We start from the raw sequence: 24,996 nt of genomic DNA on the forward strand, positions 1-24,996 counted from the left end.
CATTTCCAAAGTTAGGAAACTTTACTAACACTAGGAGTGGCAGTGAGCGGACCGGTTCCTGGGACCCCCAGTCTGCTACGCGCCATCAATGATCGCGCCGCCCTGCGGGTTCTCCTCGACCGGGGTCCCCTGACCCGCCCCCAGATCGGCACGCTCACGGGGCTGTCCAAGCCCACGGCGTCCCAGCTCCTGTCCCGGCTCCAGCAGGCGGGGCTGGTCGTGCTGGACGGCGTCAGGGGAGGCCTGCCGGGGCGTACGGCGGAGGTCTACCGGATCAACCCCGCCGCCGCGTACGTGGGCGCCCTCGACGTCACCCCCGACCGCATCGAGGCCAGGGTCGCCGACATCACCGGCACAATCGTCGGCGAGCACACGCTGCCCACCCCGCGCCGGCCCCACGGCGAGCTGATCGACCGGCTCAACGCGGCGCTGCTCGGCACGGACCCGCCCGTCAAGCCGCGCCGGGTCGTGATCGGCGTGCAGGCCGCGATCGACCCGGCCACCGGCAGGCTCGGGTACGCCGCCGCCAAGGACGTGCCAGGCTGGCAGCTGCCCGACCTGGTGGGCACGCTCAGCGCCGGGCTCGGCGTGCCGGTGGACGTGGAGAACAACGTCAACCTGGTCGCGGTGGCCGAGCAGGCGCATGGCGCGGCGCGCGGCCACAGCGACTTCGTGCTGCTGTGGGCCGACGAGGGCATCGGCTCGGCCATGGTGCTGGGCGGGCGGATGCACCGGGGCGCCACCGGAGGCGCGGGCGAGGTGGGCTACATGCCGGCTCCTGGCGCGCCGACGGCCCGTGAGGCCGGCCGCTACGCCAACCACGGCTTCCAGGCGCTGACCGGCGGGCCCGCCGTGCTGAAACTGCTGCGTTCGTACGGTGTGCGCGGCACCGACTTCCGCCAGGCCGTCGCCACCGCCGTGCGGTCGGCGGCGGGCCGGGGCCAGAAGGCCGACGACGCCATGGCGGGACTGCGTGACGTCGCCGCCCGCCTGGCCGTGGGCCTGGCCGCCATCACCTCCGTCGTGGACCCCGAGCTGATCGTGCTGACCGGCGGCGTCGTGCTGTCGGGCGGCGACACCCTGCGCGAGCTGGTCGAACACGAGTTGCACGCGCTCACCATCCCCCAACCTCAAGTCCGCCTGTCCAGCGTCGAGGGCAACCCGGTGCTGGCCGGCGCCCTCGACCTCGCCCTCGCCGCCGTCCGCGACGAGGTCTTCGGCTCCACCGTTCCGTCTTGATCGATGGCAGGAGGCACCCCCCGTGCGTTACCTCCCCCTGGCGGTCGCCGCCGCGCTGGCGCTGACCGCGTGTACCGCGAACCGGGAGGCCGGGCCGTCGCTCGGCTCCCGGCCACAACCCTCAGGATCCGCCGTTCAATCCCTCCCGCCCGCCACGCTGGAGCTGTGGCACGGCTTCTCCACCGACGCCGAGGTCAAGGCGTTCGAGGACGCCATCGCCGGCTTCAACCAGAAATTCCCGCAGATCACCGTCAAAGCCGTCAAGGGCGTGCAGGACGACCAGATCACCCAGGCCGTCCGCGGCGGCCGGGCGCCTGACGTGGCGGTCTCGTTCACCACCGACAACGTCGGCCAATGGTGCAAGTCTGGATCTTTCCAGGACCTGACGCCGGTGATCCGGCAGGACGGCGTGGACCTGTCGGTGCTGCCGGCGGTGGCACGTTCCTACTCGGCCTTCGAGGGCAGGCAGTGCACGCTGCCGCTGCTGGCCGACGCGTACGGCCTCTACTACAACAAGGCCCTGATGAAGGGCAGCGGGCCGCCCAAGACGCTGAGCGAGCTGACGGCGCTGGCCAAGAAGCTCACGGTCCGGGACGCCGACGGCGAGATCAAGGTGGCCGGCTTCATCCCGAGCGTGCAGTACTACGAGAACAGCCCCAGCCATCTCGGCCCCATGACCGGCGCGAAGTGGTACAACGACGACGGAACCTCCGCCATCGGCTCCGACCCCGCCTGGAAGAAGCTCCTGACCTGGCAGAAGGAGCTCATCGACTGGTACGGCCACGACAAGCTGGAGCGCTTCCGCAAGAGCCTGGGCGACGAGTGGAGCGCCGAGCATCCCTTCTACCGGGGCAAGGTCGCCATGATCCTCGACGGCGAATGGCGCAACGCCATGATCGCCGGCGAGGCGAAGGCCCTCGGCTACGGCACCGCTCCCCTGCCGGTCGCCGACGACCGCCCCGAGCTGTACGGCAGCGGCTTCACCGCCGGGACCGTGATCGGCGTGCCCAAGGGGGCCAAGCACCCGCAGCAGGCGTGGGAGCTCGTCAAGCACCTGGCCATGGACACCGGCTCCCTGGTGACCCTGTCGAACGCCCTGCGCAACGTCCCCACGACGAAGGCGTCGATGCAGTCTCCCGAGCTCGCCAAGGACGCGAACTTCGCGACGTTCCTCGACATCTTCGCCCACCCGAAGACCTCGACCCTGCCCGCCAGTGTCAACAGCGTCTTCAACCAGGAGGCGTTCGCGGCCTTCCTCACCAAGTGGGAGAAGGGCGACGCGCCGGACCTGGACGCCGGGCTGAAGGGCGTGGACAAGCTGATCAACGACAAGCTGAAGCTCTCCGGAGGCTGAGGTGGCCTCCGTACCCCTGTGGCGGCGCCGCGAGGGCGTGCGCGCCCTCGTCTGGCTGTCGCCGTGGATCGTCGGCGTGTCGATCTTCTTCGTCTATCCGCTGCTGTCCACGGTGTACTTCTCCTTCCACCGCTACGACATGTACACCCTGGAGTTCATCGGCCTGGACAACTACCGCTACCTGCTCCAGGACCCCAGGGTGGCCACCTCGGCGGGCAACACGTTGTGGCTGGTGCTCATCATGGTCCCGGCCACGGTGCTGTTCTCGCTGGCGCTGGCCCAGCTCGTGATCAGGCTCAAGGCGGGGACCGGGCTGTTCCGGACGATCTTCTACCTGCCTTCGCTGGTGCCGGCGGCGGCGGGCACGATCACGTTCGTGTTCCTGCTGAACCCGTCCACAGGCCCGTGGAACCAGTTCCTGGCGCTGTTCGGAATCAACGGGCCGGACTGGTTCGGCGACCCGGACTGGTCGAAGCCGAGCCTGACACTGCTGTCGTTGTGGAGCTGCGGCCAGCTCGCGGTGATCTTCATGGCGGCGCTGCTGGACGTACCCAGGCACCTGTACGAGGCCGCGGCCATCGACGGCGCGGGCCCATGGCGGCAGTTCCGCAGCGTCACGCTCCCGATGATCGCGCCCGTGCTGATGTTCTCCCTGGTCACGAACGTCATCTACGCCCTGCAGTACTTCACCCAGGCGATGATCGCCTCCCGGGTGGCCTCGGGCGAGACCGACTCGCCCGGCAGCTCCTTCAGCCCCGGCTACCCGGACGAGTCACTGCTCACCCTGCCGCAGTGGCTCTTCCAGGCCGGCTTCCGCGACTACTCCATGGGGTACGCGTGCGTCCTCGCGCTGCTCCTGTTCGCCACGTCGATGATCTTCACGGTGATCCTGCTGCGGCAGTTCCGCCGGGCCGAGGAGGACTCATGAGCGCCACGATCATCGCGCCGCGGCCGGCCCTGGCGCGGGGGACGCGGCACGACGGGACCAGGGCGCGCAGACGGCGGGCGCTGGTGTGGGTGGCCACGCACGCGCTGGCCATCGCGCTGGCGCTGATGTTCCTGGCGCCGATCGGGTTCATCGCGCTGACCGCGCTGATGACCGACCAGCAGGCGCTGACCAGCGACCTGTGGCCGCGCTCCTGGAGCTGGGAGAACTTCGCGGCGGTGTTCGAGAAGTCGATGCTGCTCAGGTGGGCGGGCAACACGCTCATGTACGCGGCGCTCGGCACGCTGTTCACCGTGGTGTCGTCGGTGCCGGTGGCCTACGCGCTGGCCCGCTTCCGCTTCCGGGGGCGGCGGGCGGCGTTCCTGCTGGTGGTCACCACCATGATGCTGCCGCCGCAGGTCGTCGCGGTGCCGATCTACCTGGTGTGGGCGCGGCTGGGGCTGACCGACAGCCTGTGGCCGCTGATCCTGCCGCTGGTGCTCGGCGACGCGTTCTCGATCTTCCTGCTGCGGCAGTTCCTCCTCACGATCCCGCGCGACTACATCGACGCGGCCAAGGTGGACGGCTGCTCCGACCTGCGGACGCTGCTCAAGGTCGTCCTGCCGATGGCGCGCCCGGCGGTCGCGGCCGTGGCCCTGTTCCAGTTCTTCTACTGCTGGAACGACTACTACGGGCCGCTGCTGTACGCCGGAGTCGAGCAGCAGAACCTGACGCTGTCGCTCGGCCTGGCCACGTTCAAGGCGTTCCACAGCGTGCAGTGGAACCTCACCATGGCGGCCACCCTGCTGGTCACCGCACCCGTGATCATCGTGTTCTTCTTCGCCCAGCGGGTGTTCATCGAGGGCGTGACGTTGACGGGAGTGAAAGGTTGAGGATCGCGGTGGTCGGGGGCGGCTCGACGTACACGCCGGAGCTGGTGGACGGGATCGCGCGGCTGCGCGAGGAGCTGCCCGTCACGGAGCTCGCGCTGATCGACCCGGACCCCGCGCGGCTGGAGCTGGTGGCGGGGGTGTCGCGGCGCATGCTGGCGCACGCCGGGCACCCGGCGCGCGTGCTGGCCACCTCCTCGGTCGCGGAGGGGGCGGAGGGGGCGCGGGCGGTGTTGTTCCAGCTCAGGGTGGGCGGGCAGGCGGCCCGCGACGTGGACGAGACGCTGCCCCTGCGGTGCGGGTGCGTGGGGCAGGAGACGACGGGCGCGGGCGGGCTGGCCAAGGCGCTGCGCACGGTGCCGGTCGTGCTGGAGATCGCCTCGGCGGTACGCTCGATCGCCCCCGAGGCGTGGATCGTGGACTTCACGAACCCGGTCGGCATCGTCACCAGGGCGCTGCTCGACGCCGGGCACCGCGCGATCGGGCTGTGCAACGTGGCGATCGGCTTCCAGCGCCGCTTCGCGGCCCTCCTGGGCGCCGATCCGGCGCGCATCTCGCTCGGCCACGCCGGGCTCAACCACCTGACCTGGGAGCGGGCGGTACACCTGGACGGCCAGGACGTGCTGCCCGCGCTCCTGCGCGATCACGCCCCCGAGCTGGCCGAGAGCCTGGGCCTGCGGCCCGAGCTGCTGAGGCGGCTCGGCGTGGTCCCCTCCTACTACCTGCGTTACTTCTACGCCCACGACGCGGTGGTGCGCGAGCAGCGCACGAAGCCGTCGCGGGCGGCCGAGGTGGCGGCGATGGAGGGGCGGCTGCTGGAGCTGTACGCCGACCCGTCCGTGGTGACCAAGCCGGACCTGCTGTCCCAGCGGGGCGGGGCGTTCTACTCGGAGGCGGCCGTGGCGCTGATCGCCTCGCTGCTCGGCGACCGGGGCGACACTCAGGTGGTGAACGTGCGCAACGGCGGCACGCTGCCGTTCCTCGGCGAGGAGGCGGTGATCGAGGTGCCCGCGGCCGTCACGGCGTCCGGGGCCGTGCCGCTGCCGGTGCCGCCCCTGGAGCCGCTGTACGCGGGGCTGATCGCGCACGTGTCGGCGTACGAGAGCCTGGCCCTGGAGGCGGCCCTGCACGGCGGCGCCGACCGGGTGCGGGACGCGCTGCTCGCCCATCCGCTCATCGGGCAGGACGAGAGCGCCGAGGAGCTGACGGGGCTGCTGCTGGAGGCCAACCGGGCGCACCTGCCATGGGCGGCGGGCCGATGAGCGCGTCGTGCCGGCCGTGGACGGCGGGCTGATGGGGCGCCTCGTGCTGGCCGTGGACGGCGGCAACAGCAAGACCGACGTGGCGGTGGTGTCGGAGCACGGGGAGGTCCTGGCGACGGGCCGTTCGGGTGGGTTCGCGCCGCAGCGGGACGGGGTGGCGGCGGCGGTCGCCGTCGTGGCGGCGGCGCTGGGCTCCTGGGACCGCTTCGACCACGTGTCGGCGTGCCTGGCGGGGGCGGATCTGCCCGCCGAGGAGGAGGCGCTGGCCGGGGAGTTCGCCGCGCGGGGGTTCGGCTCGGACGTGGTCGTGCGCAACGACACGTTCGCGCTGCTGCGGGCGGGCGCGTCGGCGCCCTGGGGGGTGGCGGTGGTGTGCGGGGCGGGCATCAACGCGGTCGGCGTCTCCCCCACCGGCGCGGTGGCCCGCTTCCCCGCCCTGGGACGGATCAGCGGCGACTGGGGCGGCGGTCAGGGCCTGGGCGAGGAGGCGCTGTGGCACGCCGTGCGCGCGGAGGACGGCCGGGGCGCGCCGACCGCGCTGACCGGCCTGCTCACCTCCCACTTCGGCACCTCGACGGTCGAGGAGCTGGTGGTCGGCCTGCACGTCGGGCGGGTGGCCGAGGAACGCCTGCACGAGATGGCGCCCTTCGTGCTGGCCGCCGCCGGCGACGGGGACGCGGTGGCCGTGGCGCTGGTCGAGCGGCAGGCGGAGGAGGTGGCGGTGCTGGCGCAGGTGTGCCTGCGGCGGCTCGGCCTGCTGGAGACGCCGGCGGAGGTGGTGCTGGGCGGCGGGTTGCTGACCGCCCGCGATCCGCTGATGACGGCGCTGCTGGAGGCGGAGTTCGCGGTGCGGGCGCCGCGGGCCGGGGTCGTGGTGGCGGACGTGCCGCCGATCATGGGCGCGGCGTTGCTGGGACTGGATCGGCTGGGCGCCGCGGAGTCCGCGGAGGCCCGCCTGCGCGCGCACTACGAGCGCGCAGAAGGGCGCCCGCGATGACCGCCGCCGCGGCCAGCGTGTACGCCGGCGTGGCGGCCCCGGGCACCAGGTACGCCGCCGCGCCCGCCAGGGCCACGCCGAGCCACTCCCAGCGGCCGTCGAGGGCGGCCAGGGCCACGACCAGCAGCGCGTACCAGGAGTAGCCGGGGGTGAGCAGCAGGAACGCCCCGCCGGTCAGCAGCAGGGCGCCGCGCTGCGGGCGTTCGGGGTCGCCGCGACGCAGGACGTGGAGCAGCAGGGCCGCCATCGCCACCAGCACGGCGGGCAGGGCCCAGGAGTCGGGCAGGAGCAGGCGTAGCACCGCGTACCGCTCGCGGGCCCCGGCCTCGTCGTAGCCCTCCTCGCTCACGTACCCGAACAGGTAGCCGAGCACGGAGGAGCGGGACGCGAGCACGTACGGCAGGTAGGCGGCGGCCACGACCAGCACGGCGGGCACGAGCGTCCGCAACGCGCGGCGCGCCGCCCGCCCGCCGGACAGCGACCCGGCCAGTGCCCCGGACAGAGCGCCCGGCAGGGCCACCGCGGGCACGAGCTTGACCGCGACCGCCACCCCGAACCACGTCCCCCTTCCGTACAGCAGCGCGAGCACCACGGCCGCCGCCGCGAGCAGGTCCACGTGCGCGTTGTTGACCGCCTCCATGGGCACGGCCGGGCACCACGCCCACAACGCCGCGAGCCGGGCGTCGCGCCGCCGCAGCACGACCAGCAGCCCCGCCGCCAGCAGCGCGCCCGCGACCTGCAGCGGCTTGTGCCGGGCGCCGTCCGGGGAGAGCCGGTCCACCAGCAGGAAGTACGCCTCGGCCAGCGGCGGGTAGATGGTGTGCACGCTGGGCCGGTTGATCCGCGTGCACCCGTCCTCGATCGGGTAGAAGTGGCCCTCGGAGCAGCCGGGGAACAGCCAGGGGTCGCGCAGGGCGGCCAGGGCCGGGTCCGCCGGGGCGTGGTCGTAGGGGGACAGACCGGCCGACTGGACGCGGCCGTCCCAGGCGTACCGGAAGGAGTCGGTGCTGGTGGCGGGCGGGCCGAGCAGCCCGGTGACGATCAGGGCCAGGCCGCCCGCCAGCACCAGCGGCCCGGCCGCCGCGCCCGGCACGCCGCGCAGCGCCCACACGGCGGCCGCGAACAGGGCCCAGGCGGCGGCGTACCACCAGGGCAGGCCGGCCGGGGCCGCGTGGAAGATCGCGGCGAGGACGGCCGTCAGCGCGGCGAGCAGCGCGGCGGTGAGGGTGGTGCGGCGGTTCATGTGGTGCAGCGTGGCACCGGCGCCCTGCTCGCAGGCCGTCGCGGACGTATGCGTCCGCACTTCGTAAGGAGTGTCAGGCGGGGCCGTCGGAGTCGGAGGTCACTTCGCCGGCCAGCTCGGGGGCGCGGTGCTCGAAGGGGGTGCTGAGGACGACCGTGGTGCGGGTCGAGACGTTGGCCGAGGCGCGGATCTGCTGCAACAGGTCCTCCAGGCCGACCGGCGAGACCACCCGCACCTTGAGGATGTAGCTCTCGTCACCGGCCACACTGTGGCACGCCTCGATGGCCGTCAGGTGGGCCAGCCGCTCGGGGGCGTCGTCGGGCGCGGCCGGGTCGATCGGCTTGATCGACACGAACGCGGTCAGCGGCAGCCCCACCGCGTCGTGGTCGATGATCGCGGCGTATCCGCGCACGACCCCCCGCTTCTCCAGGCGGCGTACGCGCTGGTGCACCGCTGAGACCGAGAGCCCGGTCTCCCTGGCCAGGTCGGTGAAGCTCATGCGGCCGTCGCTGGCCAGCAGCGTGACGATCCGGCGGTCGATCTCCTCCATCGGTCAAAGGTAGCCGGTGATGGTCACGACATGGTCCCGACCGGGCTGGCGCCCCTGCGCATCGCGTGCTCGACCAGCGTGATGAGCACCTCCCTGCCCGAGTCGCGGCGGCGGGCGTCGCAGCGCACGATGGGGATGTCCGGCTCCAGGCCGAGCGCCGAGCGCACCTCGCCGACCGTGAAGGGCGTGGTGCCCTCGAAGCAGTTCAGGGCCACCACGAACGGCTGGCCGCGCTTCTCGAAGTAGTCGACGGCCGGGAAGCAGTCGTCCAGGCGGCGGGTGTCGGCCAGCACCACGGCGCCCAGCGCGCCCATGGCCAGCTCGTCCCACACGAAGAAGAACCGGTCCTGGCCCGGGGTGCCGAACAGATAGAGCATGTAGTCGTTACGGATCGTGATGCGGCCGAAGTCCATGGCCACGGTGGTGGTGTGCTTGCGCTCAACACCCGATAGGTCGTCGACGTGGGTTCCCCTCTGGGTGAGAGCTTCTTCCGTGTGCAGCGGCCGAGTCTCCGACACGGCGCCGACCATGGTGGTCTTGCCCGCGCCGAATCCCCCCGCGACCAAAATCTTGATCGCTGTCGGCAGCCGCCAGCGGTCCGTGACACCGAATTCCATCCAGCACCGCCCGTACATTTTCCCGCGCGTGGGCCCCGCCCCTGAGGTGCCGTGGTCAGTGGTACCTGTCAAGGTGCGGCCGATCCACTTGCCTGGCATCGAGACACCCTAGCAACGCCACATTTTCCACTCAAGCCGCAAAGTTTTACAAGAAACAAAATGTCACGTTTTGTCTTCTGAAGCCCCGTTATTCGCCCGTCTAACATGCACAGAGTCAAGTTTGTCTGTCATGAATTCAGACGAGCCCGTTACGGAGCCCGCTGATAGCCCGAAACGCCGGTGAAACCCGAACTGAATCCCATCTGTCTGCGCAGGTAGGAGGCGGTGCGGGGGCTGTGACGGCGGACCCGCTCGATCAGGTGTTCGGCCTCACTCGCCAGCTCCGTCATCACGTCCGTCACCTCGGTACGGTCCGCGCCCAGCGCCAGCACGTTCAGATCGCCCCAGCTCATGTCCCTGCGGTAGGAGGCGAAGTCACCCAGCACGTGCAGGTAACGCTGCACCTGCCTGCTGACGGCGCGCAACTCCTCCAGGTGCGCCTTCGCCCAGTCGTCGGAGGCGTAGATCCAGTGCGAGAGGTCCACGAAGCAGGAGCCGCGGCAGTCGGCGTTGTCCACGTACCGGGCCAGCGTGGGCACCGCGTGCGTCTCCCGCCACACCCAGGCCCTGGTCATGCCCACCAGCATGTCGGCGAGCTGGTCGCGCCAGATCCGCCGCAACCCCTCGAACTCCCCGACCGTCGCCAGCTCGTCGCGCAGATCCGCCAGGAACCGGGTCAGCGCCGTACGCGGCACCGCCCCCTCGGCGACGGACAGGCACTCGCGGGTCAGGCGGTTGACCTGCTCGCGGCTGGTCGCCGTGTGATCGACGAGCCGCTCCACGGCCATGACCCACAGGGAGGCCCTGTTGACCACCTTCAGCCGGTCGGCGCCCGCCCAGGGGGCGCTGAAGGCCGTGGTGAGGGTCAGGCCGTTGAGGAACTCGGTGCCGAAGGCGGCGACAGGGAACAACCCCATGTACATCTGGGCGCACTGCTGCAGATCCCTGCCGCATTCGGCGGCCAGCGCGCATGTCCTGCCGAGCTCGAACGCCGCGTCCAGCTCGTCGTCCGGCATCCTAGGGCCGCTCGATCGGCTCGCGGATCATGGGCGACGACCCCCCAATACCCCGGATATACACCTGTTGGAGAATTGTTTCATGATCGCGCGCTTCCGATCAAGGTATCAGCTGCGTGGCCGATCAGCCCGCTCCGATGCCCGAAACCGACACCTCAGGACGCCTGACCACCAGGTCGGCCGGGCCCTGGGCGGTGAGTTTGGCGGCCAACGCCACCCGGGAGCCGATCCCGAGCTTGGTGTAGATCTTGCCGATGTGGTACTCGACGGTCTTGACGCTGATCAGCAGTTCCCTGGCGATCTGCCGGTTCGTCAGGCCGCCGGCCACGAGCGTGGCCGTGCTGAGCTCCTGCGGCGTGAGCCCGAGCCGGACCGTGGCCGGTGGCTCCAGCCCGCACGCCTCCATCTCGTGCGCGCACCGCTCCACCAGCGGGCGCGCCCCCAGCCGCTCGAAGATCGCGCGCGCCGCGCCGAGCCGCTCGGCCGCGACCCTGCGCCGACCGGTGCGGCGCAGCAACCTGCCGAGGTCCAGCAGCACGCGGGCCTCCTCCAGCGGGCACACACCCGACCCCACCAGGGCGAGCGCCTGCCCGAAGCCCTCCTCGGCCTGCGTTGGAACGTTCCTTGCGGCCATCAGCAGAGCGCCCAGCCTCAGCCGCTCAGCCTCCCGCCGCGGCCCGCCGGCCGAGCGCGACCCGCCCTCGTCGTACGCGGCCAGCTCCCGCTCCGCCTCCCCCGGCCGCCCATCGGCCACCAGCGCCTCGATCCTGGCGGGGCGCGGGTCGGGCACGAACACCTCGCCCCCACAGCCTCCCAGGGCGTCCTGGGCCCCGAGCAGCGCCATGGCCAGGCTCGCCTGCCGCTCCCCCATCGTGTGCCGCATCCGCCGCGCGGCGGCCCCGGCGGCCGTGGCGTGAGCGCGGGCCCGTACGTGCTCACCCCTGGCCGCCAGCGGCGCCACACACGCCACCTCCAGGCACGGCAGCAACCAGCGCTGCCCCAGCGCCGCCGCCTCGGCCAGAGCGCCCTCCGCGCGGCGCGCGGCCTCGTCCCAGCGGGCCAGGGCGTGCTCGGCCACGGCCAGCAGCGCGGTGGCCAGCAGCCGGTGATGCGGCAGCCCGGCCCTCCGCGCGGCGGCCGCGGCACGCTTGAGGATCACGCACGCCGGACCCGCCTCGCCCCGTGCCAGGTGGGTCACAGCGGCGGCGAGGCTGTCGGGAGGGGTGCCGGCGCCGGGTGCCCCTCCCAGCGCCAGCACGTCGTAGGGCCTGGCGACCGCGCCCTGGATGGGCTGTTCGAGCGCCAGGCGAGCCCAGGTCGCCGCCGCCTCCCGGTCCCCCGTGACCAGACGCAGCCAGGCCAGCTGCTCCGCCACGTCGGCGGCGAATCCGGGTTCGGCCTGCCGCCACGCCTCGGCCAGCAACTCGGACGCCTCGTCGAAGCGCCCGGAGGCCAGCGCGAGCCGTCCCAGCACGTACCGGCGCACCGGACGCGGGTCGGCGTTGCGCGCTTCTGCGAGCTCGGCAGCACGGAGCACATCGCCCCCGATGAGGACGTGTTCCAGTACGGCCGTACGCAGCTCGTCGCGGCGCGCCGCCGACTCGGTGAGCCCGGCGGCCAGGTCGAGATGGGCGGCGGCCTCCTGCCACAGCCCGTGTTGCGCGGCCTTGACGGCGAAGCTGACCAGCTCCTCGGCCAGCATCTCGTCAGGACCGCCCGCCGCGGCGGCCCGATGCCGCAGCCCGTCACCGGCGTCCTCCGTCAGCCGCGCGGCCTCCAGATGCAGCCGCGCCCTGGCGCCCGCCCCGATCCCGTCATAGGCGGCGGCCCGCGCCAGCGGCTCGGGAAAGTCGACCAGACGCCCGGGCAGCTCGCGCAGCAGCCCGGCTTCCACGGCCTCCTCCAGAGCGTTCAGCGGCTCATCGATCCCGCCGGCGATCGCCGCGGCCACGTGCAGCGGGCACCTTCCGCCCAGCACGGCGCACGCCGCGACCAGCCGGCGGGTGACGGGCGCGCACGCGCGCAGCCGGCGCGCGAAGGGCCGCCGGTACGTGCTCGGCGCCGGCAACCGCACCCCGCAGTCGTCCAGCACCGCCTGCGGCAGGGTGGCCAGCAGGGCACGGGCGTGCAGCGGATTGCCCAGCGTGTGCTCACACAACCGCCCGGCACCCACCTCCCCGAGCCCCGAACCCGAACCCCGACCCGAACCCCGACCCGAACCCAAGCCCGAACCCAAGTCTGGACCCAAGCCCGAGCCCAGGTCTGGACCCGAACCCGGACCCGCCCCCAGCCCGTCCGCCAAGACCGCGTCCCCCCGCCACGTATCCCCCGGCCACGCGTCCCCTGGCCACGTGTCCCCCCGCCACGCATCTCCCCGCCACGCGTCCGCTCCCACGTGTGTCCGGCGGGCGGCCAGGGCCGCGTCCGCCCGGAGCACCTCCAGGGCGGCGTCCGGCCGGCGGGCGGCCGGCGCGGGGTCGGCTGCCAGTTCGGCCAGGTCGGCGGCGCTCAGGCCGCCGAGCGTGACGTGGAGCGCGTCGTCGCCGGTGAGCACCCGCCGCAGCCCCTCGGGCAACCACGGGTCGGCGAGGTCACGGCAGGCGACCACGACGAGCACCCGGCCCGCCCGCACCCGGCGCAGCGCGTACCCCAGCGCACGTGACGACGGCCTGTCCACCCACTGCGCGTCGTCCACGACCACCACCAGCACCCCAGGCCCGGTCCACCGGCCGAGCAGGTCACAGACCGCCTGCCCGGCCGCCCACGGATCCGGCTCACCCATCGCGACATCGAGCGCGCAGGCGGGCCGCCGTTCGTCCGTCTCCCCTGACGGCGGCCCGTCCGCGTCTCTCCCCCTCGCCCCCGTGCCGGCCCCGATCCCCATCAGGGCCGCTTCCTCCATGAGCTGCCGTACGACCCCCAGCGGGAGCTCCCGCTCGCTCTCCTCCCCGCTGACGATCAGTACCCGCGCGCCCGCCTCCCCGCCGAGCGCGTGGTGGATGAGCGCGGTCTTTCCGATGCCCTCAGGCCCTTCGACCGCGACCCTCCTGGCGGGCCCCCCGCCCGCCGCGCGCAACTCCGCGCGCAATAGGGCGAGCTCTGCCGTCCTGCCGACGAACATGCGCACTCCCTTCGCCGCCCTCGCATTCCCAGAGTGGCGGCGCCGGTGTCTGATACACGCCGGCCGAACCCCAAATCAGCACACTTCATCAGCACCGCAAAAGCGCATGCCTCAGCCCCGTCCCAAAGCCGCCATCCCGTTCGGCGACAGGCGACGGCGACACGCACGGGCGGCCTCAGCCAGGGGTGTCGTCGCAGGCGGGCCGGCTGCGCGAGTAGTCACAGCCACGCGAGTCGGAGTCGCGAGCGGGCCGGACACGCGAGTCGGAATCGAGGGCGGTCCCGACGCGCGAGTTGGCGTCGCGAGCGGGCCGGACGCGCCCCCATGCGGCGGTGGCGTCGTCGTGCCGCTTCCCCCTGATCGGCCCCCGCCCCGCCTCCAGCTCCCGCACGGCCCCGATCACCGCCTCAGGACCGCCGCCCTCCAGCAGCTCCAGGACCTCCTCCCAGCTCCACCCGTACCACTCGACCAGCCGGGACACCCCGTCCGTGAACACTCCGACCCCCCGCACCCCGTCCACCGCCCCGGTGACGCTCTCCCCGGCCGCCTCGGGCCGCGCGCCCGCCACCCAGAACCCGCCGGGCGCGTTCCGCATCCGCCGCACCAGCTCCACCGTGTACGGCCGCCCACCCGGCAACCGCTCCAGCCGATCGTCCTGCACCACCCGAACCCCGCCCCCCGCCAGCGAGAACATCACCGGTGAATCCCCCAGCACGAGATACTCCACCCGCCCCCGAGCCCGCACCATGGCCACGGTCGCCGACGGCGAGTCCGGATTGCCCAGATCGCAGGTCCCCGAATGCGCCGCCCCCGTCGCCTCGATGGCCGACTCCAGGATCTCCGCCAGCGACGCCCCGCCATCGGCGGCCAGTCCGGCCGCCAGCGCCCCGCCGAGCCGACCCACCAGCCAGGCGACATCATGGACGCACCCGCTGTCCACCCCGGCCGCCGCCGTGGCCCCGTCCAGGACGACGATCCACGAGGGCCCGGCGATCACCAGGTCCTCGTTGGGCCGTTCGGAGCCGGGCCTGGTGGCGTACGTGATCTCCGCGAACATGAGATCGACTGTGCCACAACCGGCCCGCCCTATCGTGGCACCGTGACGACCCTGCACCGCGCCCTCACCGACCCGCCCCTGCCCCTCCTCCCCCGCGCGGCGGACGACCTCCTGCGCTCGCTGGACGCGCCGCCCCGCCTGGCCGCCCACCTGCGCGCCGTCCACGACGCGGCCCGCGATCTGCTCGGCTGGCTAGCGACCCGCCACCCGGCGGTCGCCGTGGACCACGAGGCCGTCCTGTTCGGCGCCGCCACCCACGACATCGGCAAGTGCCCGCACCCGGCAGAGCTGGCGGGCCCCGGCTCGGCACACGAGATCGAGGGGCACCGCCTGCTCCTGGCCCATGGCGTACCGGAGCGCCTGGCCCGCTTCGCCCGCACCCACGCCTCCTGGACCGACGCGGGCACGACGTTCGAAGACCACCTGGTCAGCCTGGCCGACAAGGTGTGGAAGGCCAAGCGCGTACCCGACCTGGAGCAGCTCGTCGTGGACCGGCTCGCGGGCGCGACGCCGGGCTGGGAGGTGTTCATGGAGCTGGACGACCTGCTCACCGGCATCGCCGACCGCGCCGACTCCCGGCTCGCCTTCCAGAACGCCTACCCGATCACCGGCGCCTCACAGGTCCTCTAGCAGGCGGTCCCGCCCAGGACGTGCAGCCGCCCGTCGCCCGGACCTAGACGATCACGAGCTCGCGCGGCGTGTCGTTCAGCCGCTCGCCACCGCTCTCCGTGCACACCACGATGTCCTCGATCCTGGCCCCGTGCCGCTCGGGCAGGTAGATGCCGGGCTCCACCGAGAACGCGAACCCGGCCTCCATCGCCTCGCCGTTACCGGCCACGATGTACGGCTCCTCGTGCGTCTCGATCCCGATCCCGTGCCCGGTCCTGTGGATGAAGCGGTCACCGTAGCCGGCCTCGGCGATGATCTCGCGCGCCGCCGCGTCGATCGACTCGCACGACACCCCCGGCCGCACCGCCAGGCAGGCCGCGTCCTGGGCCTGCCGCAGCACCTCGTAGTAAGCGGCGAACTCCGCGGGCGGCTCCCCCACGCTGTAGGTGCGCGTCGAGTCGGAGCAGTAGCCGTTGTGCAACTGCCCGCCGATGTCCACCACGACCGGCTCCCCGGCCTGGATGACCCGGTCGGACACGTCGTGGTGCGGGCTGGCGCCGTTGGGGCCCGAGGCGACGATCACGAAGTCGACGGTGGCGTGCCCGGAGGCCAGGATCGCCTCGGCGATGTCGCGGCCCACCTCGCGCTCGGTCCGCCCGGCCCGCAGGAAGCCCGGCACCTGCCGGTGCACCGAGTCGATGGCCTCCCCGGCCTCACGCAGCGCCGCCGCCTCGGCGGGCGACTTACGCATCCGCAACTCCCGCAGCACACTGCCGGCCAGCACCTGCTCGGCCTGCGGCAGCACCTCGCGAAAGCGCAACGACGTCATGGCCCACATCCGGTCGGCCAATCCCACCTTGGCCACCCGGCCAAGCCGCGCCGCCGCGATCGCGTAGGGATCGTCGGTCTCGTCCCACGCCACGAACTCCAGCCCCAGCCGCGAGGCGGGCGACGCCTGCGCGGCGGGCAACTCCAGCCGCGGCACCATCATGTACGCCTCTCCCGACGCGGGCACCACGAGGCACGTCAGCCGCTCGAGCGGCTTGGCGTCATAGCCGCTCACGTAACGCAGATCGGGGCTCGGAGTGAGGAGCAGGGCGTCGAGACCGGCCTTGGCGGTGGCCTCCTGGACGGCGGCGAGACGGGACACGGGATACAGGTCTGAGGACGTCACAGGGCTAATCTACTCTCCTAAAATCCGCGAAAAGGTCTCACCACAAGGCCGGACATCGCCACACACCGTTAACGGTCGATCACGTATTGTGGGGCCAATTGTCCAGATCCCGCGTCGAGAGTGAGACCCATGGTCGACGTCATAGGCGCGGCCGAGCTGCTCGGCCACGAGAGCGAGGCCGAGATGCTCGCCGTACGCCTGGCGCATGCCCAGCGGCTCGGCAACATGGGCTGGGCGGAGTGGCACCTGCGCACGAACGAGACGATCTGGTCCGACCAGGTCTACGTGATCTTCGGCCGTGATCCTGGCCAGGGCCCCATCGCCCTGCCCGATCTGGCCGAGCACGTCGAGCCCGCCGACGCGGCCGTGCTCGACCGGCTGCTGTGGTCGGCCGTGCAGGGCGTCGAGCCGGTGCAGGCCGAGTTCCGCATCCGGCGCGGCGCGAGCTCCGGCGACCTGCGCGACCTGCGCGTGGTGCTCGAACCCCTGCCCGGGCCCGGCGGCACGATCGGCATGCACGGCGTCATCCAGGACATCACCGGCCGCCGCCGCGCCGAACGCATGGTGTCGGAGTCGCGCCGCCAGCTCCTGGAGGCCCGCGAGCGGGCCGCCGAGGAACGCCACGTGATGCTCGCCCTGCGCGAGGCCATCCTGCCCGAACCGGCCGGCTGCCTCGACCTGCCCCACACCAGGATCGCGGTGCGGTACGTGCCCGCCGAGAAGACCGCGAACCTGGGCGGCGACTGGTTCGAGGCCGCCGCCGCCCCCGACGGCCGTCTGCTGCTGGCCATCGGCGACGTCTCCGGCCACGGCCTGCCCGCGATCTCCCGCATGGCCCAGCTCCGCCACGCCCTCGTCGGCCTGTCCATGACGGGCCAGGCCGCCAACCGGCTGCTCGGCTGGCTCAACGAGCTCGTCATGCACCAGCTCAAGGACACCACCGCCACCGCGATCGTCGGCCACCTCGACCCGGAGACCCGGGTGTTCGCGTGGAGCCAGGCGGGCAACCTGGCGCCCATCCTGGTACGCGACGGCGAGGCCAGCCAGCTCGCCCAGCCCAGGGGCGTGCTGCTCGGCGCCACCTCCGGCAGCCCGTACGAGCTGGCCACCACCCGGCTGCTGCCCGGCGACCTGCTGCTGATGTTCACCGACGGACTGGTCGAGCGGCGCACCCGGGACATCGACGTCGGCCTCGACCTGGCCGTGACGGCCGCCCGCCGGCTCCGCGGCGCCGACCTCGACGCCGGGCTCGACCGCCTGCTCACCGACATCGGCGGCCCCAACCCGGAGGACGACGCCTGCCTGCTCGCGATCGGCGTCCTCGGGCAGGAGCAGCCCGGGTGAGCGCCCGGGGTGCGACCATAGACGCGTGCTGATGCTATTGGACACCCCATCGCTCTACTTCCGTGCCTTCTTCGGCATCCCGGAGTCGATCAAGGCTCCCGACGGGTCGCCCGTCAACGCCGTACGAGGCCTCATCGACATGATCGCCACCCTCGTGCGCCAGCACTCCCCCACCGAGCTCGCGGCCACGATGGACGCCGACTGGCGGCCCGCGTTCCGGGTGGCGGCGATCCCCACCTACAAGGCGCACCGCGTCGCCCACGGCAACACCGAAGAGGTGCCCGCGGCGCTCGTGCCGCAGATCGCGGTCATCCGGGAGGTGCTCGACGCCCTCGGCATCGCCTGCCTGGAGTCGCCCGGCTACGAGGCCGACGACGTGATCGGCACGCTCACCCACCAGGCGAGCGGCGCCGTGGACATCGTGACCGGCGACCGCGACCTGTTCCAGCTCGTCGACGACGCCCGCCCGGTCCGCGTCCTTTACACCGCCCGCGGCATCCGCAACCTGCAGATCGTGGACGAGGCGTTCGTCACGGCCAAGTACGGCGTGCCCGGCCGCTCCTACGCCGACTTCGCCACCCTGCGCGGCGACCCCAGCGACGGCCTGCCCGGCGTGCCCGGCGTCGGCGACAAGACCGCCGCCGCCCTGATCACCCGTTTCGGCTCCCTGCAGAGCCTGCTCGAAGCCCTCGACGGGGGCGATGCCGACGGCTTCCCGGCCGGCAGCCGCACCCGGCTGGCCGCCGCCCGCGACTACCTGCGCACCGCCCCGGCGGTCGTCGAGGTGGCCCCGGACGCGCCACTACCCCCCGCCGACCTCACGCTGCCCGCCAAGCCCCGCGACTCTGAGGCACTCGTCCGCCTCGCCGACCACTACGGCCTCGACAGCCCGCTCAACCGCCTCCTCGACGCCCTCTCCCGATAGCGCGAAAAGCCCATCCATCCATTACGCGGTGCCGTGGCCGGCCACCCGCCGCACTCCGGCTGACGGCCCTCCAGGAAACGCCCGCTGACCCTTCACCGGCGAGCCACCGCAACGCGAGCCCACGTTGCCCGGCCAAGGCTGAATTGCCGCCCGCCAGCCTGGCGAGGCACGCGCTGCACCCTCCGGCACGCGTACCGGACCCCACCGGGATCGCGGCCGCGGCACCGCGCAAAAGGACCGCGCAAAGGCCGTCAGGAGTTGAGAAAGGCGCGCACGGCGTCCTGGGCGGCGTCGCGGAGGCGGGCGTGCACGAGCACGTTCTCCTCCCGGTCCGTACGCACCTCGACCACCCGCGGCCCCTCCCCGCGCAGCGCCTTGGGCAGGTCGCTGATGTCGCCCAGCAGCGTGTACGGCGTCCCCGTCGCCGCCGCCACGTATCCCAGGTCCACCCCGTGCGGCGTCCCGAACACCCGCTCGAACGGGTCGCGCACCGCCGCCTGGGGCAGCAGCGAGAAGATGCCGCCCCCGTCGTTGTTGACCACCACCAGGCACAGGTCGGGCCGCGGCTCGCGGGGCCCCAGGATGAGCCCGTTCTGGTCGTGCAGGAACGACAGGTCGCCGATCAGCGCGTATGAGGGCCCGTTGTGCGCCAGCGCCGCCCCCATGGCCGAGGACACCAGGCCGTCGATGCCGGAGGCGCCCCGGTTGGCCATCAGCCGGATGCCGCGCCGGGGCCGCATCGCCTGGTCCAGGTCGCGGATCGGCATCGAGGAGCCGCAGAACAGCAGCGCCCCGTTCGGCAGCGCGTCCACCAGGTCCCTGGCCACGCGCGGCTCGCTGGTGCCCGACACGTCGAGCACCTCGTCCGTCGCCGCCCTGACCGCCAGGTCGGCCTGCCGCCAGGCGTGCAGCCAGGTGTCGTCACCCGAGGCGACCGGGATCTCCACGGCCTGGGCGACCTGCGTGGCCGAACGGGTCGGGTCGGGCCAGCGGTCGAGGTCGGGCGCCACCACGATGTGCTCCCCTGCCCGCTTCAGCCACGACAGCAGCGGCCGCGACAGCCCGGGACGGCCCAGCGTCACCACCACGTCGGGCCGGTGCGCGTCGGCGAACTCCGGCGTGCTCAGCAGGTAGTGGTAGGAGGAGATGGCGTGGTCGCCGTACCGGCCGCCGCCGTTGGGCTCCGACAACACGGGCCAGCCCGCCATGCCGGCCGCCGCCACGTAGCGGCGCACGTTGGCGGCGCCGTCGCCGACCACGAGCACGCCGCGCCTGGTGGGCGGGATGTGCAGGGCGATCGGCGGGGGCACGACGCGGGCGCGCACCCACGGGCCGTTGGCGTCGCCGTCGAGCGGCTCGCACCAGGTGGTGTCGCCGTCGGGGATCAACGGCTCCCTGAAGGCCAGGTTGAGGTGGACCGGGCCGGCGTTGCCCGCTCCGGCGGCACGCTGGTAGGCGCGGCAGGCCAGCGAGCGCCAGTAGGCGACCTGGCCGGGCCGGTCCTCGGGCACGCCGATCTCGGCGAACCAGCGGGTGGCGGTGCCGTACAGCTTGATCTGGTCGATCGTCTGGTTGGCGCCGGTGCCGCGCAGCTCGGGCGGGCGGTCGGCGGTCAGCACCAGCAGCGGCACGCCGGACTCGCTCGCCTCGATGACGGCGGGGTGGAAGTTGGCGGTGGCGGTGCCGGAGGAGCAGATCAGCGCGACCGGGCGCTCGGAGCGCTTGGCCAGGCCCAGGGCCAGGAACGAGGCGGAGCGTTCGTCCACGCGCACGTGGAGGCGCACCCGCGACTCGGCGTGCAGCGCCAGCGCCAGCGGGGCCGAGCGCGAACCGGGGGCTATCACCACGTCGGTCAGGCCGCATCGCACCAGCTCGTCGACCAGTACGGTGGCCAGCGCGGTAGCGGGGTTCAACGTGACGCCTCCTGCATCCGGCGAAGCCACTGGGGAGATTCAATCTCAAATGCCGACAAATGCTGAAAATTCACCGAGGCCTGCCGCACCGCCGGGCCGTGCGGCGACACCCCTTCCCTGACGCTCCGCCTCCGGAAACATATGCCCATCGGCACCCGGAAGACCACGGGAGAACGCGTCACGACCCTCCCTGCGCCACTGTCCGACCTGTCGCCATTAACCTTACGAGCATGTGGAGGAACCCGTCGCATCCGGACCGTCCGCTGCATGCCATTGTGCAGCCTCCGGGACCTGCCCTGTTCACGGCGATCCGCGACGCGCTCGCGGGCGACGGCCCCGCCATCCTCCCCCTGCCCCCGGGCCACCACGAGCCCGTGCTCGCCACGCTGCGCCCCTCCCATGTCGACGGCGCCCGCCGGAGCGACGGTGAGGGCGTCCCCGGAGACGTGGCGGTGGTGATCGCCACCAGCGGCAGCACCGGCGCGCCCAAGGGCGTGATGCTCTCGGCCGCCGCCCTGCGCGCCTCCGCGGCGGCCTCCCTGCGCCGCGTGGAGGCCGCCAAGGGCGAGCGCTGGTTGTGCTGCCTGCCCGTCTCCCACGTCTCCGGCCTGCAGGTCCTGGTACGCGCCCTGCTCTCGGAGAGCGAGCCGATCATCCACCCGGCCTTCGACCCGCACGCGGTCCTGACGTCAGGGGCCCACCACGTCTCCCTGGTGCCCACCCAGCTCCACCGGCTGGTCGAGATGGGGGCGGACCTGTCGGTGTTCAGGACGATCGTGCTCGGCGGCGCCGCGCCCAGTCCCGGCCTGGTGGAGCGGGCCGTCGCCCTCGGCGCCCGGGTCGTGACGACGTACGGGATGAGCGAGACGAGCGGCGGCTGCGTGTACGACGGCCAGCCCCTTTACAATGTAGATCTCAAAATCGGCGCGGACGGCCTGATCAGGATCTCGGGCCCGGTGTTGTTCGCCGGCTACCGGTTCGCCGATCCGCCCGCCCCGCTGGACGGCGAGTGGTTCGTCACCTCCGACCTGGGCGAGCTGAGCGATGGCCGGCTGCGCGTGCTGGGCCGGGCCGACGACGTCATCAACACCGGCGGCGAGAAGGTCGTGGCCGCCGCCGTGACCGCCGTCCTGTGCACCCATCCCGAGGTCGCCGACGTGGCCGTGATCGGCACACCCGACTCCGAGTGGGGCGAGGCGGTCACCGCGGTAGTCGTACCGGCGGATCCCGACACACCCCCCACGCTTGAGCAATTGCGGGCATACTCCCGCGATAGGCTTCCACCTCATGCCGCCCCGCGTGACCTGCGGTTGGTGCCCCGGCTGCCGTTGCTGCCGAACGGCAAGACCGATCTGGTGCGGCTGAGGGCAGGAACCTGACGAGTTGCGGCTGCGTCATAGTGGGGAGAGGGAGGGAGCCTTCATGGACCAGACCCGCAAGATGTGGGCATCCGCGGCCGTCGTCGGCGTCATCATCATCGGTGGCGCCTCAGTCGCGGCGGCCGCCTCGGCGGGCAAGCTCGACCAGGTCGCGAGAGAGACCCGAGCTGTGGTGGAGAAGGCGTCACCGTCCGGTCAGCCGTCGGAGCCCGAGACCACCGATGACGACATCGTGGTCTCCACAGAGGTCAACCCCGATCCGAGCAAGGTCCTGGACTACTGGACCGACCAGCGGATGGAAGACGCCGAGCCCATGCCGATGCCCGAGGTCACGCCGGGACAGTTCGGGACGAGTCCGGGAGAGGTGGGCTCGGACGAGGTCGAGGTGACGGAATAAGACCCACCCCGGGGCGGTTGTCCATCTGGGCGATCCGCCCCTTTTTCATCCCGTATGAGTGTGCGGGAACAAAACACGGCGATTGGCGTTATTGATACTGGTGCGCCGTGCGGACGCGAACCCGCCCCACCACAACCTGCCTGATCGCTTCCACTCCGTACGGAGGAGGTGTCCTCATGCCCAGAACCGCCGTGGCGACCCAGCCCGCATCTCTCGATCAACTGATTGAACGAGGGAGAGACCAGGGTCACCTATCTCTGGCGGAGCTGCGTGACGCATTCGCGAAGGCCGGTATCAGCCCCTCTGAAGGCCGCACGATCCTGCGCGAACTCTCAGAGGCCGGCGTGAGCCTGGCCGCCGAGAACGAGCCGTCTCTCAGCACTACCGCCCCCAAGAAGAACACCGCGAAGAAAACGGCCCCCGCCGGAAAGACCTCGCGAGCGAAGACTACCGGCCGCAAGGCCGCCGAGGCAAAAACCTCCGGCACCGTCTCTGGCACTGTCTCTGGCGCGGCCAAGGCCGTGACGCCGTCCGAGGCCAAGCCGGAGCACGAGGAGGACGTGCCCGACGACCTCGTCGTCAACGCCGAGGTCGAAGCCGACACCGAGCCGAACGACCTGGACGACACCCAGTCCGTCATGGGTGACTCGGTGCACACCTACCTCAAGTCCATCGGCCGCCGCACCCTGCTCACCGCCGCACAGGAGGTGGAGCTGGCCAGGCGGATCGAGGCCGGCCTGTACGCCGAGTACAAGCTGGAGACCCACCCCGACCTGACGCCCGCCGCCCAGGATGACCTGCACCTGGTCATCGAGGACGGCCGGCAGGCCAAGAACCACATGCTGGAGGCCAACCTCCGGCTGGTGGTGTCGGTCGCCAAGAAGTACACCGACCGCGGCATGTCGCTGCTGGACGTCGTCCAGGAGGGCAACCTGGGCCTGATCAGGGCCGTGGAGAAGTTCGACTACACCAAGGGCTTCAAGTTCTCCACCTACGCCATGTGGTGGATCAGGCAGGCCATCCAGCGTGGCTTCGCCGACTCGGCGCGGACGATCCGGCTGCCCGTGCACGTGCTGGAGATGCTCTCCAAGCTGTCGCGGATCGAGCGTGACATGCACCAGCGCCTGGGGCGCGAGCCCACTCCCGAGGAGCTGGCGGTCGAGCTCGACAAGACGCCGGACCAGATCGAGGAGCTGCTGCGGACCAGCCGCCAGCCGATCTCGCTGAACGCGACGATCGGTGAGGACGGGGAGACCACGATCGGCGACCTCATCGAGGACGTCGACTCCCCCGAGGCGTCGGAGATCGTCGACCGCCAGCTGCTGGGCGACCAGCTCCGCGGCGTGCTCGACAACCTGTCGCCGCGGGAGTCGAAGATCATGGCCCTGCGGTTCGGCCTGGTGGACGGCAAGCCGCACACGCTGGACGAGATCGGCAAGCACCTGGGGCTGACCCGGGAGCGGATCCGGCAGCTGGAGAAGGAGTCGCTGTCCAAGCTGCGCCACCCGAGCAACACCCGCCCGCTGCTCGACTGGGCGAGCTGAAACGAGAGCCCCGGCGCCTGTGCCGGGGCTCTTCGCGTATCTTCGCGTATCGCCTGTGTGGTGATTCAGCCGGCGGCGGGGACCGCGCGGGGCACCTGGGGGATCCCCCACATCCGGTTGTCCTCCCGCAGCGTGCGCAGCCGGTCGACCTCAGAGGTCCACATGGCCCCGGCGGGCGTCGCCTTGGCCTTGCGCCGCGCGATCCGGTCGTCGTAGGCCTTCACCCCGAACGTGGCCCGCTGCCCCGACTCGGCCGCCCGCAGCGCCTCCGTCAGCGCCCGGTCGAACGCCTGCCCAGCGGCCAGCAGCTCGACGTCGTCGACTGCGGCGGCCCGCAGGTCGCGCAGCGTCTGCTCGGCCTGCCTGGCCTTGTCGATCAGGTCGGGGAAGCCTTTGGAGATCTCCTGGTCCGCGTGGTAGCGGACCTCTGCCTCCCGGCTCACCCGCGGACGGAAAAACGCCATCGACCTGGCCCCTTCACACTGTCGGCACTCATTCAACTGCCAAGGGTACGCCGTCCCGCGACACGTGCGGAAATCGGCCCGGCGCGAGCGCCTTTACATAGTAAGATGATCACCATGCCCGCCAAGCGACCACCGGTCCCCCTCTCCCGCGAGCGCATCATCGAGGCCGCACTCCACATCGCCGACAGCCAGGGCCTGCGCCGGCTCACCATGCGCCGGCTGGGCGACGCCCTGCAGGTGGAGGCCATGGCCATCTACCACCACCTGCCACGGGGCAAGGAGGCGCTGATGGACGCCCTGGCCGAGCACGTCACCACCGTGCACGTCGAGCCGGGGCCCACCTGGCAGGAGACGGCCAGGGGCTGGTGCAGGGCGGGCAGGGAGCTGCTGCGCGAGCACCCGGGCGTGCTGGCCCTGGCCCTGACCAAGCCGCCCAAGGGCGCCACGGCCATCGCCATCAGAGAGCAGACCGACCAGCTCACCAACGGGGGCCTGGGCGCCGCCCCCGAGGCCGTGCGCGCGCTGCGGGCCTTCGTGTTCGGCAGCGTGGCGGTCGAGGTGCAGCAGTCAGGCTGGGCCGACCCCGAAGTCGATGAATGGGTCAGACGGGACGAAAGAGCCGATGTGGACTTCGAGCGCGGACTAGACGCTCTGCTCAAGGGTTTGCAAACGTGATGCGCGTGGCGCGCTTGGACCGTTATCCTGCATAAGGCACGCTGTGTCGAAGGTCACACGATCCGGGGATCCTCCTGTAACAGTCCCAACGGGCTATGTCGGAACGTGTGACACACGTCGCACACTTGCCAGGACAAAACAACCCGAGTCGGCTCCCGGCCCTCCAAACGGGAGCATCCTCATGAGATATCGGAGGCACGCC

General features: G+C 72.1%; 22 protein-coding genes. 13 read left to right on the plus strand and 9 right to left on the minus strand.

Annotation, left to right across the window (positions count from 1 at the left end):
• The first annotated feature begins 42 nt into the window (after nucleotides 1-42).
• The 6 genes from ACFPZ3_RS13000 to ACFPZ3_RS13025 are packed head-to-tail and all read left to right on the plus strand — an operon-like array spanning nucleotide 43 to nucleotide 6,667.
• On the plus strand, nucleotides 43-1,239 hold the full coding sequence (locus tag ACFPZ3_RS13000; protein ID WP_379514289.1) for an ROK family transcriptional regulator: 1,197 nt from the start codon (nucleotides 43-45) through the stop codon (nucleotides 1,237-1,239).
• 22 nt (nucleotides 1,240-1,261) lie between these two features.
• Nucleotides 1,262-2,593 (plus strand): extracellular solute-binding protein, encoded by a 1,332-nt coding sequence (locus ACFPZ3_RS13005; protein ID WP_379514290.1) that lies wholly within the window; start codon nucleotides 1,262-1,264, stop codon nucleotides 2,591-2,593.
• A gap of 1 nt (nucleotide 2,594) precedes the next feature.
• A complete protein-coding gene (locus tag ACFPZ3_RS13010) occupies nucleotides 2,595-3,521 on the plus strand; it encodes a carbohydrate ABC transporter permease (RefSeq protein ID WP_379514291.1) in 927 nt (308 codons plus the stop codon).
• Nucleotides 3,518-4,411 (plus strand): carbohydrate ABC transporter permease, encoded by an 894-nt coding sequence (locus tag ACFPZ3_RS13015; protein ID WP_379514292.1) that lies wholly within the window; start codon nucleotides 3,518-3,520, stop codon nucleotides 4,409-4,411. Before ACFPZ3_RS13010 ends, ACFPZ3_RS13015 begins: the two co-directional genes overlap by 4 nt.
• The gene (locus ACFPZ3_RS13020; protein WP_379514293.1) at nucleotides 4,408-5,670 is read left to right on the plus strand and encodes a 6-phospho-beta-glucosidase; all 1,263 of its coding nucleotides are present in this window, start codon (nucleotides 4,408-4,410) and stop codon (nucleotides 5,668-5,670) included. The genes ACFPZ3_RS13015 and ACFPZ3_RS13020 overlap by 4 nt, the downstream gene beginning before the upstream one ends.
• Nucleotides 5,671-5,677: 7 nt before the next feature.
• Entirely contained in the window at nucleotides 5,678-6,667 is a 990-nt protein-coding gene (locus tag ACFPZ3_RS13025) for an N-acetylglucosamine kinase (RefSeq protein WP_379514294.1), read from the plus strand.
• On the opposite strand, the gene ACFPZ3_RS13030 is transcribed toward ACFPZ3_RS13025, so the two are convergent.
• The 6 genes from ACFPZ3_RS13030 to ACFPZ3_RS13055 all read right to left on the minus strand — a co-directional run bounded on the left by ACFPZ3_RS13030 (nucleotide 6,564) and on the right by ACFPZ3_RS13055 (nucleotide 14,370).
• Nucleotides 6,564-7,910 (minus strand): glycosyltransferase 87 family protein, encoded by a 1,347-nt coding sequence (locus ACFPZ3_RS13030; protein ID WP_379514295.1) that lies wholly within the window; start codon nucleotides 7,908-7,910, stop codon nucleotides 6,564-6,566. The two genes, ACFPZ3_RS13025 and ACFPZ3_RS13030, sit on opposite strands and share 104 nt — an antisense overlap.
• A gap of 73 nt (nucleotides 7,911-7,983) precedes the next feature.
• Complete coding sequence (locus ACFPZ3_RS13035) at nucleotides 7,984-8,460, minus strand: Lrp/AsnC family transcriptional regulator (protein ID WP_379514296.1); 477 nt, start codon at nucleotides 8,458-8,460, stop codon at nucleotides 7,984-7,986.
• A 23-nt stretch (nucleotides 8,461-8,483) separates the two neighbouring features.
• Complete coding sequence (locus ACFPZ3_RS13040) at nucleotides 8,484-9,077, minus strand: GTP-binding protein (protein ID WP_379514297.1); 594 nt, start codon at nucleotides 9,075-9,077, stop codon at nucleotides 8,484-8,486.
• A 248-nt stretch (nucleotides 9,078-9,325) separates the two neighbouring features.
• Nucleotides 9,326-10,192, minus strand: coding sequence for a terpene synthase family protein (locus ACFPZ3_RS13045; RefSeq protein ID WP_379514298.1), 867 nt, complete (start codon nucleotides 10,190-10,192; stop codon nucleotides 9,326-9,328).
• 124 nt (nucleotides 10,193-10,316) lie between these two features.
• A complete protein-coding gene (locus ACFPZ3_RS13050) occupies nucleotides 10,317-13,313 on the minus strand; it encodes a helix-turn-helix transcriptional regulator (RefSeq protein WP_379514299.1) in 2,997 nt (998 codons plus the stop codon).
• Nucleotides 13,314-13,488: 175 nt separating this feature from the next.
• Nucleotides 13,489-14,370, minus strand: coding sequence for a protein phosphatase 2C domain-containing protein (locus ACFPZ3_RS13055; RefSeq protein WP_379514300.1), 882 nt, complete (start codon nucleotides 14,368-14,370; stop codon nucleotides 13,489-13,491).
• Between the two features lie 42 nt (nucleotides 14,371-14,412).
• Here ACFPZ3_RS13055 and ACFPZ3_RS13060 point away from each other — a divergent pair, with 42 nt between their 5' ends.
• Entirely contained in the window at nucleotides 14,413-15,000 is a 588-nt protein-coding gene (locus tag ACFPZ3_RS13060; protein ID WP_379514301.1) for an HD domain-containing protein, read from the plus strand.
• Between the two features lie 43 nt (nucleotides 15,001-15,043).
• On the opposite strand, the gene ACFPZ3_RS13065 is transcribed toward ACFPZ3_RS13060, so the two are convergent.
• A complete protein-coding gene (locus ACFPZ3_RS13065; protein WP_379514302.1) occupies nucleotides 15,044-16,153 on the minus strand; it encodes a M24 family metallopeptidase in 1,110 nt (369 codons plus the stop codon).
• 129 nt (nucleotides 16,154-16,282) lie between these two features.
• Here ACFPZ3_RS13065 and ACFPZ3_RS13070 point away from each other — a divergent pair, with 129 nt between their 5' ends.
• Entirely contained in the window at nucleotides 16,283-17,497 is a 1,215-nt protein-coding gene (locus ACFPZ3_RS13070) for a PP2C family protein-serine/threonine phosphatase (protein WP_379514303.1), read from the plus strand.
• Nucleotides 17,498-17,528: 31 nt separating this feature from the next.
• Nucleotides 17,529-18,422, plus strand: coding sequence for a 5'-3' exonuclease (locus ACFPZ3_RS13075; RefSeq protein ID WP_379514375.1), 894 nt, complete (start codon nucleotides 17,529-17,531; stop codon nucleotides 18,420-18,422).
• Between the two features lie 251 nt (nucleotides 18,423-18,673).
• Here ACFPZ3_RS13075 and menD read toward each other — a convergent pair whose 3' ends face one another.
• Nucleotides 18,674-20,335 carry a 2-succinyl-5-enolpyruvyl-6-hydroxy-3-cyclohexene-1-carboxylic-acid synthase gene (gene menD / locus ACFPZ3_RS13080; protein WP_379514304.1) on the minus strand — a complete coding sequence of 554 codons (1,662 nt, stop codon included), beginning with the start codon at nucleotides 20,333-20,335 and terminating at the stop codon, nucleotides 18,674-18,676.
• Between the two features lie 230 nt (nucleotides 20,336-20,565).
• Here menD and ACFPZ3_RS13085 point away from each other — a divergent pair, with 230 nt between their 5' ends.
• From ACFPZ3_RS13085 to ACFPZ3_RS13095, 3 genes are all read left to right on the plus strand, one after another.
• Nucleotides 20,566-21,714: an AMP-binding protein gene (locus tag ACFPZ3_RS13085; RefSeq protein ID WP_379514305.1), complete on the plus strand. Its 1,149-nt coding sequence runs from the start codon at nucleotides 20,566-20,568 to the stop codon at nucleotides 21,712-21,714.
• A gap of 43 nt (nucleotides 21,715-21,757) precedes the next feature.
• Nucleotides 21,758-22,111, plus strand: a complete 354-nt coding sequence (locus ACFPZ3_RS13090; RefSeq protein ID WP_379514306.1) for a hypothetical protein — start codon at nucleotides 21,758-21,760, stop codon at nucleotides 22,109-22,111.
• A 176-nt stretch (nucleotides 22,112-22,287) separates the two neighbouring features.
• On the plus strand, nucleotides 22,288-23,655 hold the full coding sequence (locus ACFPZ3_RS13095; protein ID WP_379514307.1) for an RNA polymerase sigma factor: 1,368 nt from the start codon (nucleotides 22,288-22,290) through the stop codon (nucleotides 23,653-23,655).
• 65 nt (nucleotides 23,656-23,720) lie between these two features.
• Here the strand turns inward: ACFPZ3_RS13095 and ACFPZ3_RS13100 are convergent, their stop codons facing one another.
• The gene (locus ACFPZ3_RS13100; protein ID WP_379514308.1) at nucleotides 23,721-24,119 is read right to left on the minus strand and encodes a hypothetical protein; all 399 of its coding nucleotides are present in this window, start codon (nucleotides 24,117-24,119) and stop codon (nucleotides 23,721-23,723) included.
• Between the two features lie 114 nt (nucleotides 24,120-24,233).
• Here ACFPZ3_RS13100 and ACFPZ3_RS13105 point away from each other — a divergent pair, with 114 nt between their 5' ends.
• Entirely contained in the window at nucleotides 24,234-24,794 is a 561-nt protein-coding gene (locus tag ACFPZ3_RS13105; RefSeq protein ID WP_379514309.1) for a TetR family transcriptional regulator, read from the plus strand.
• Nucleotides 24,795-24,996: the final 202 nt, after the last annotated feature.

Source organism: Nonomuraea insulae, assembly GCF_042656245.1.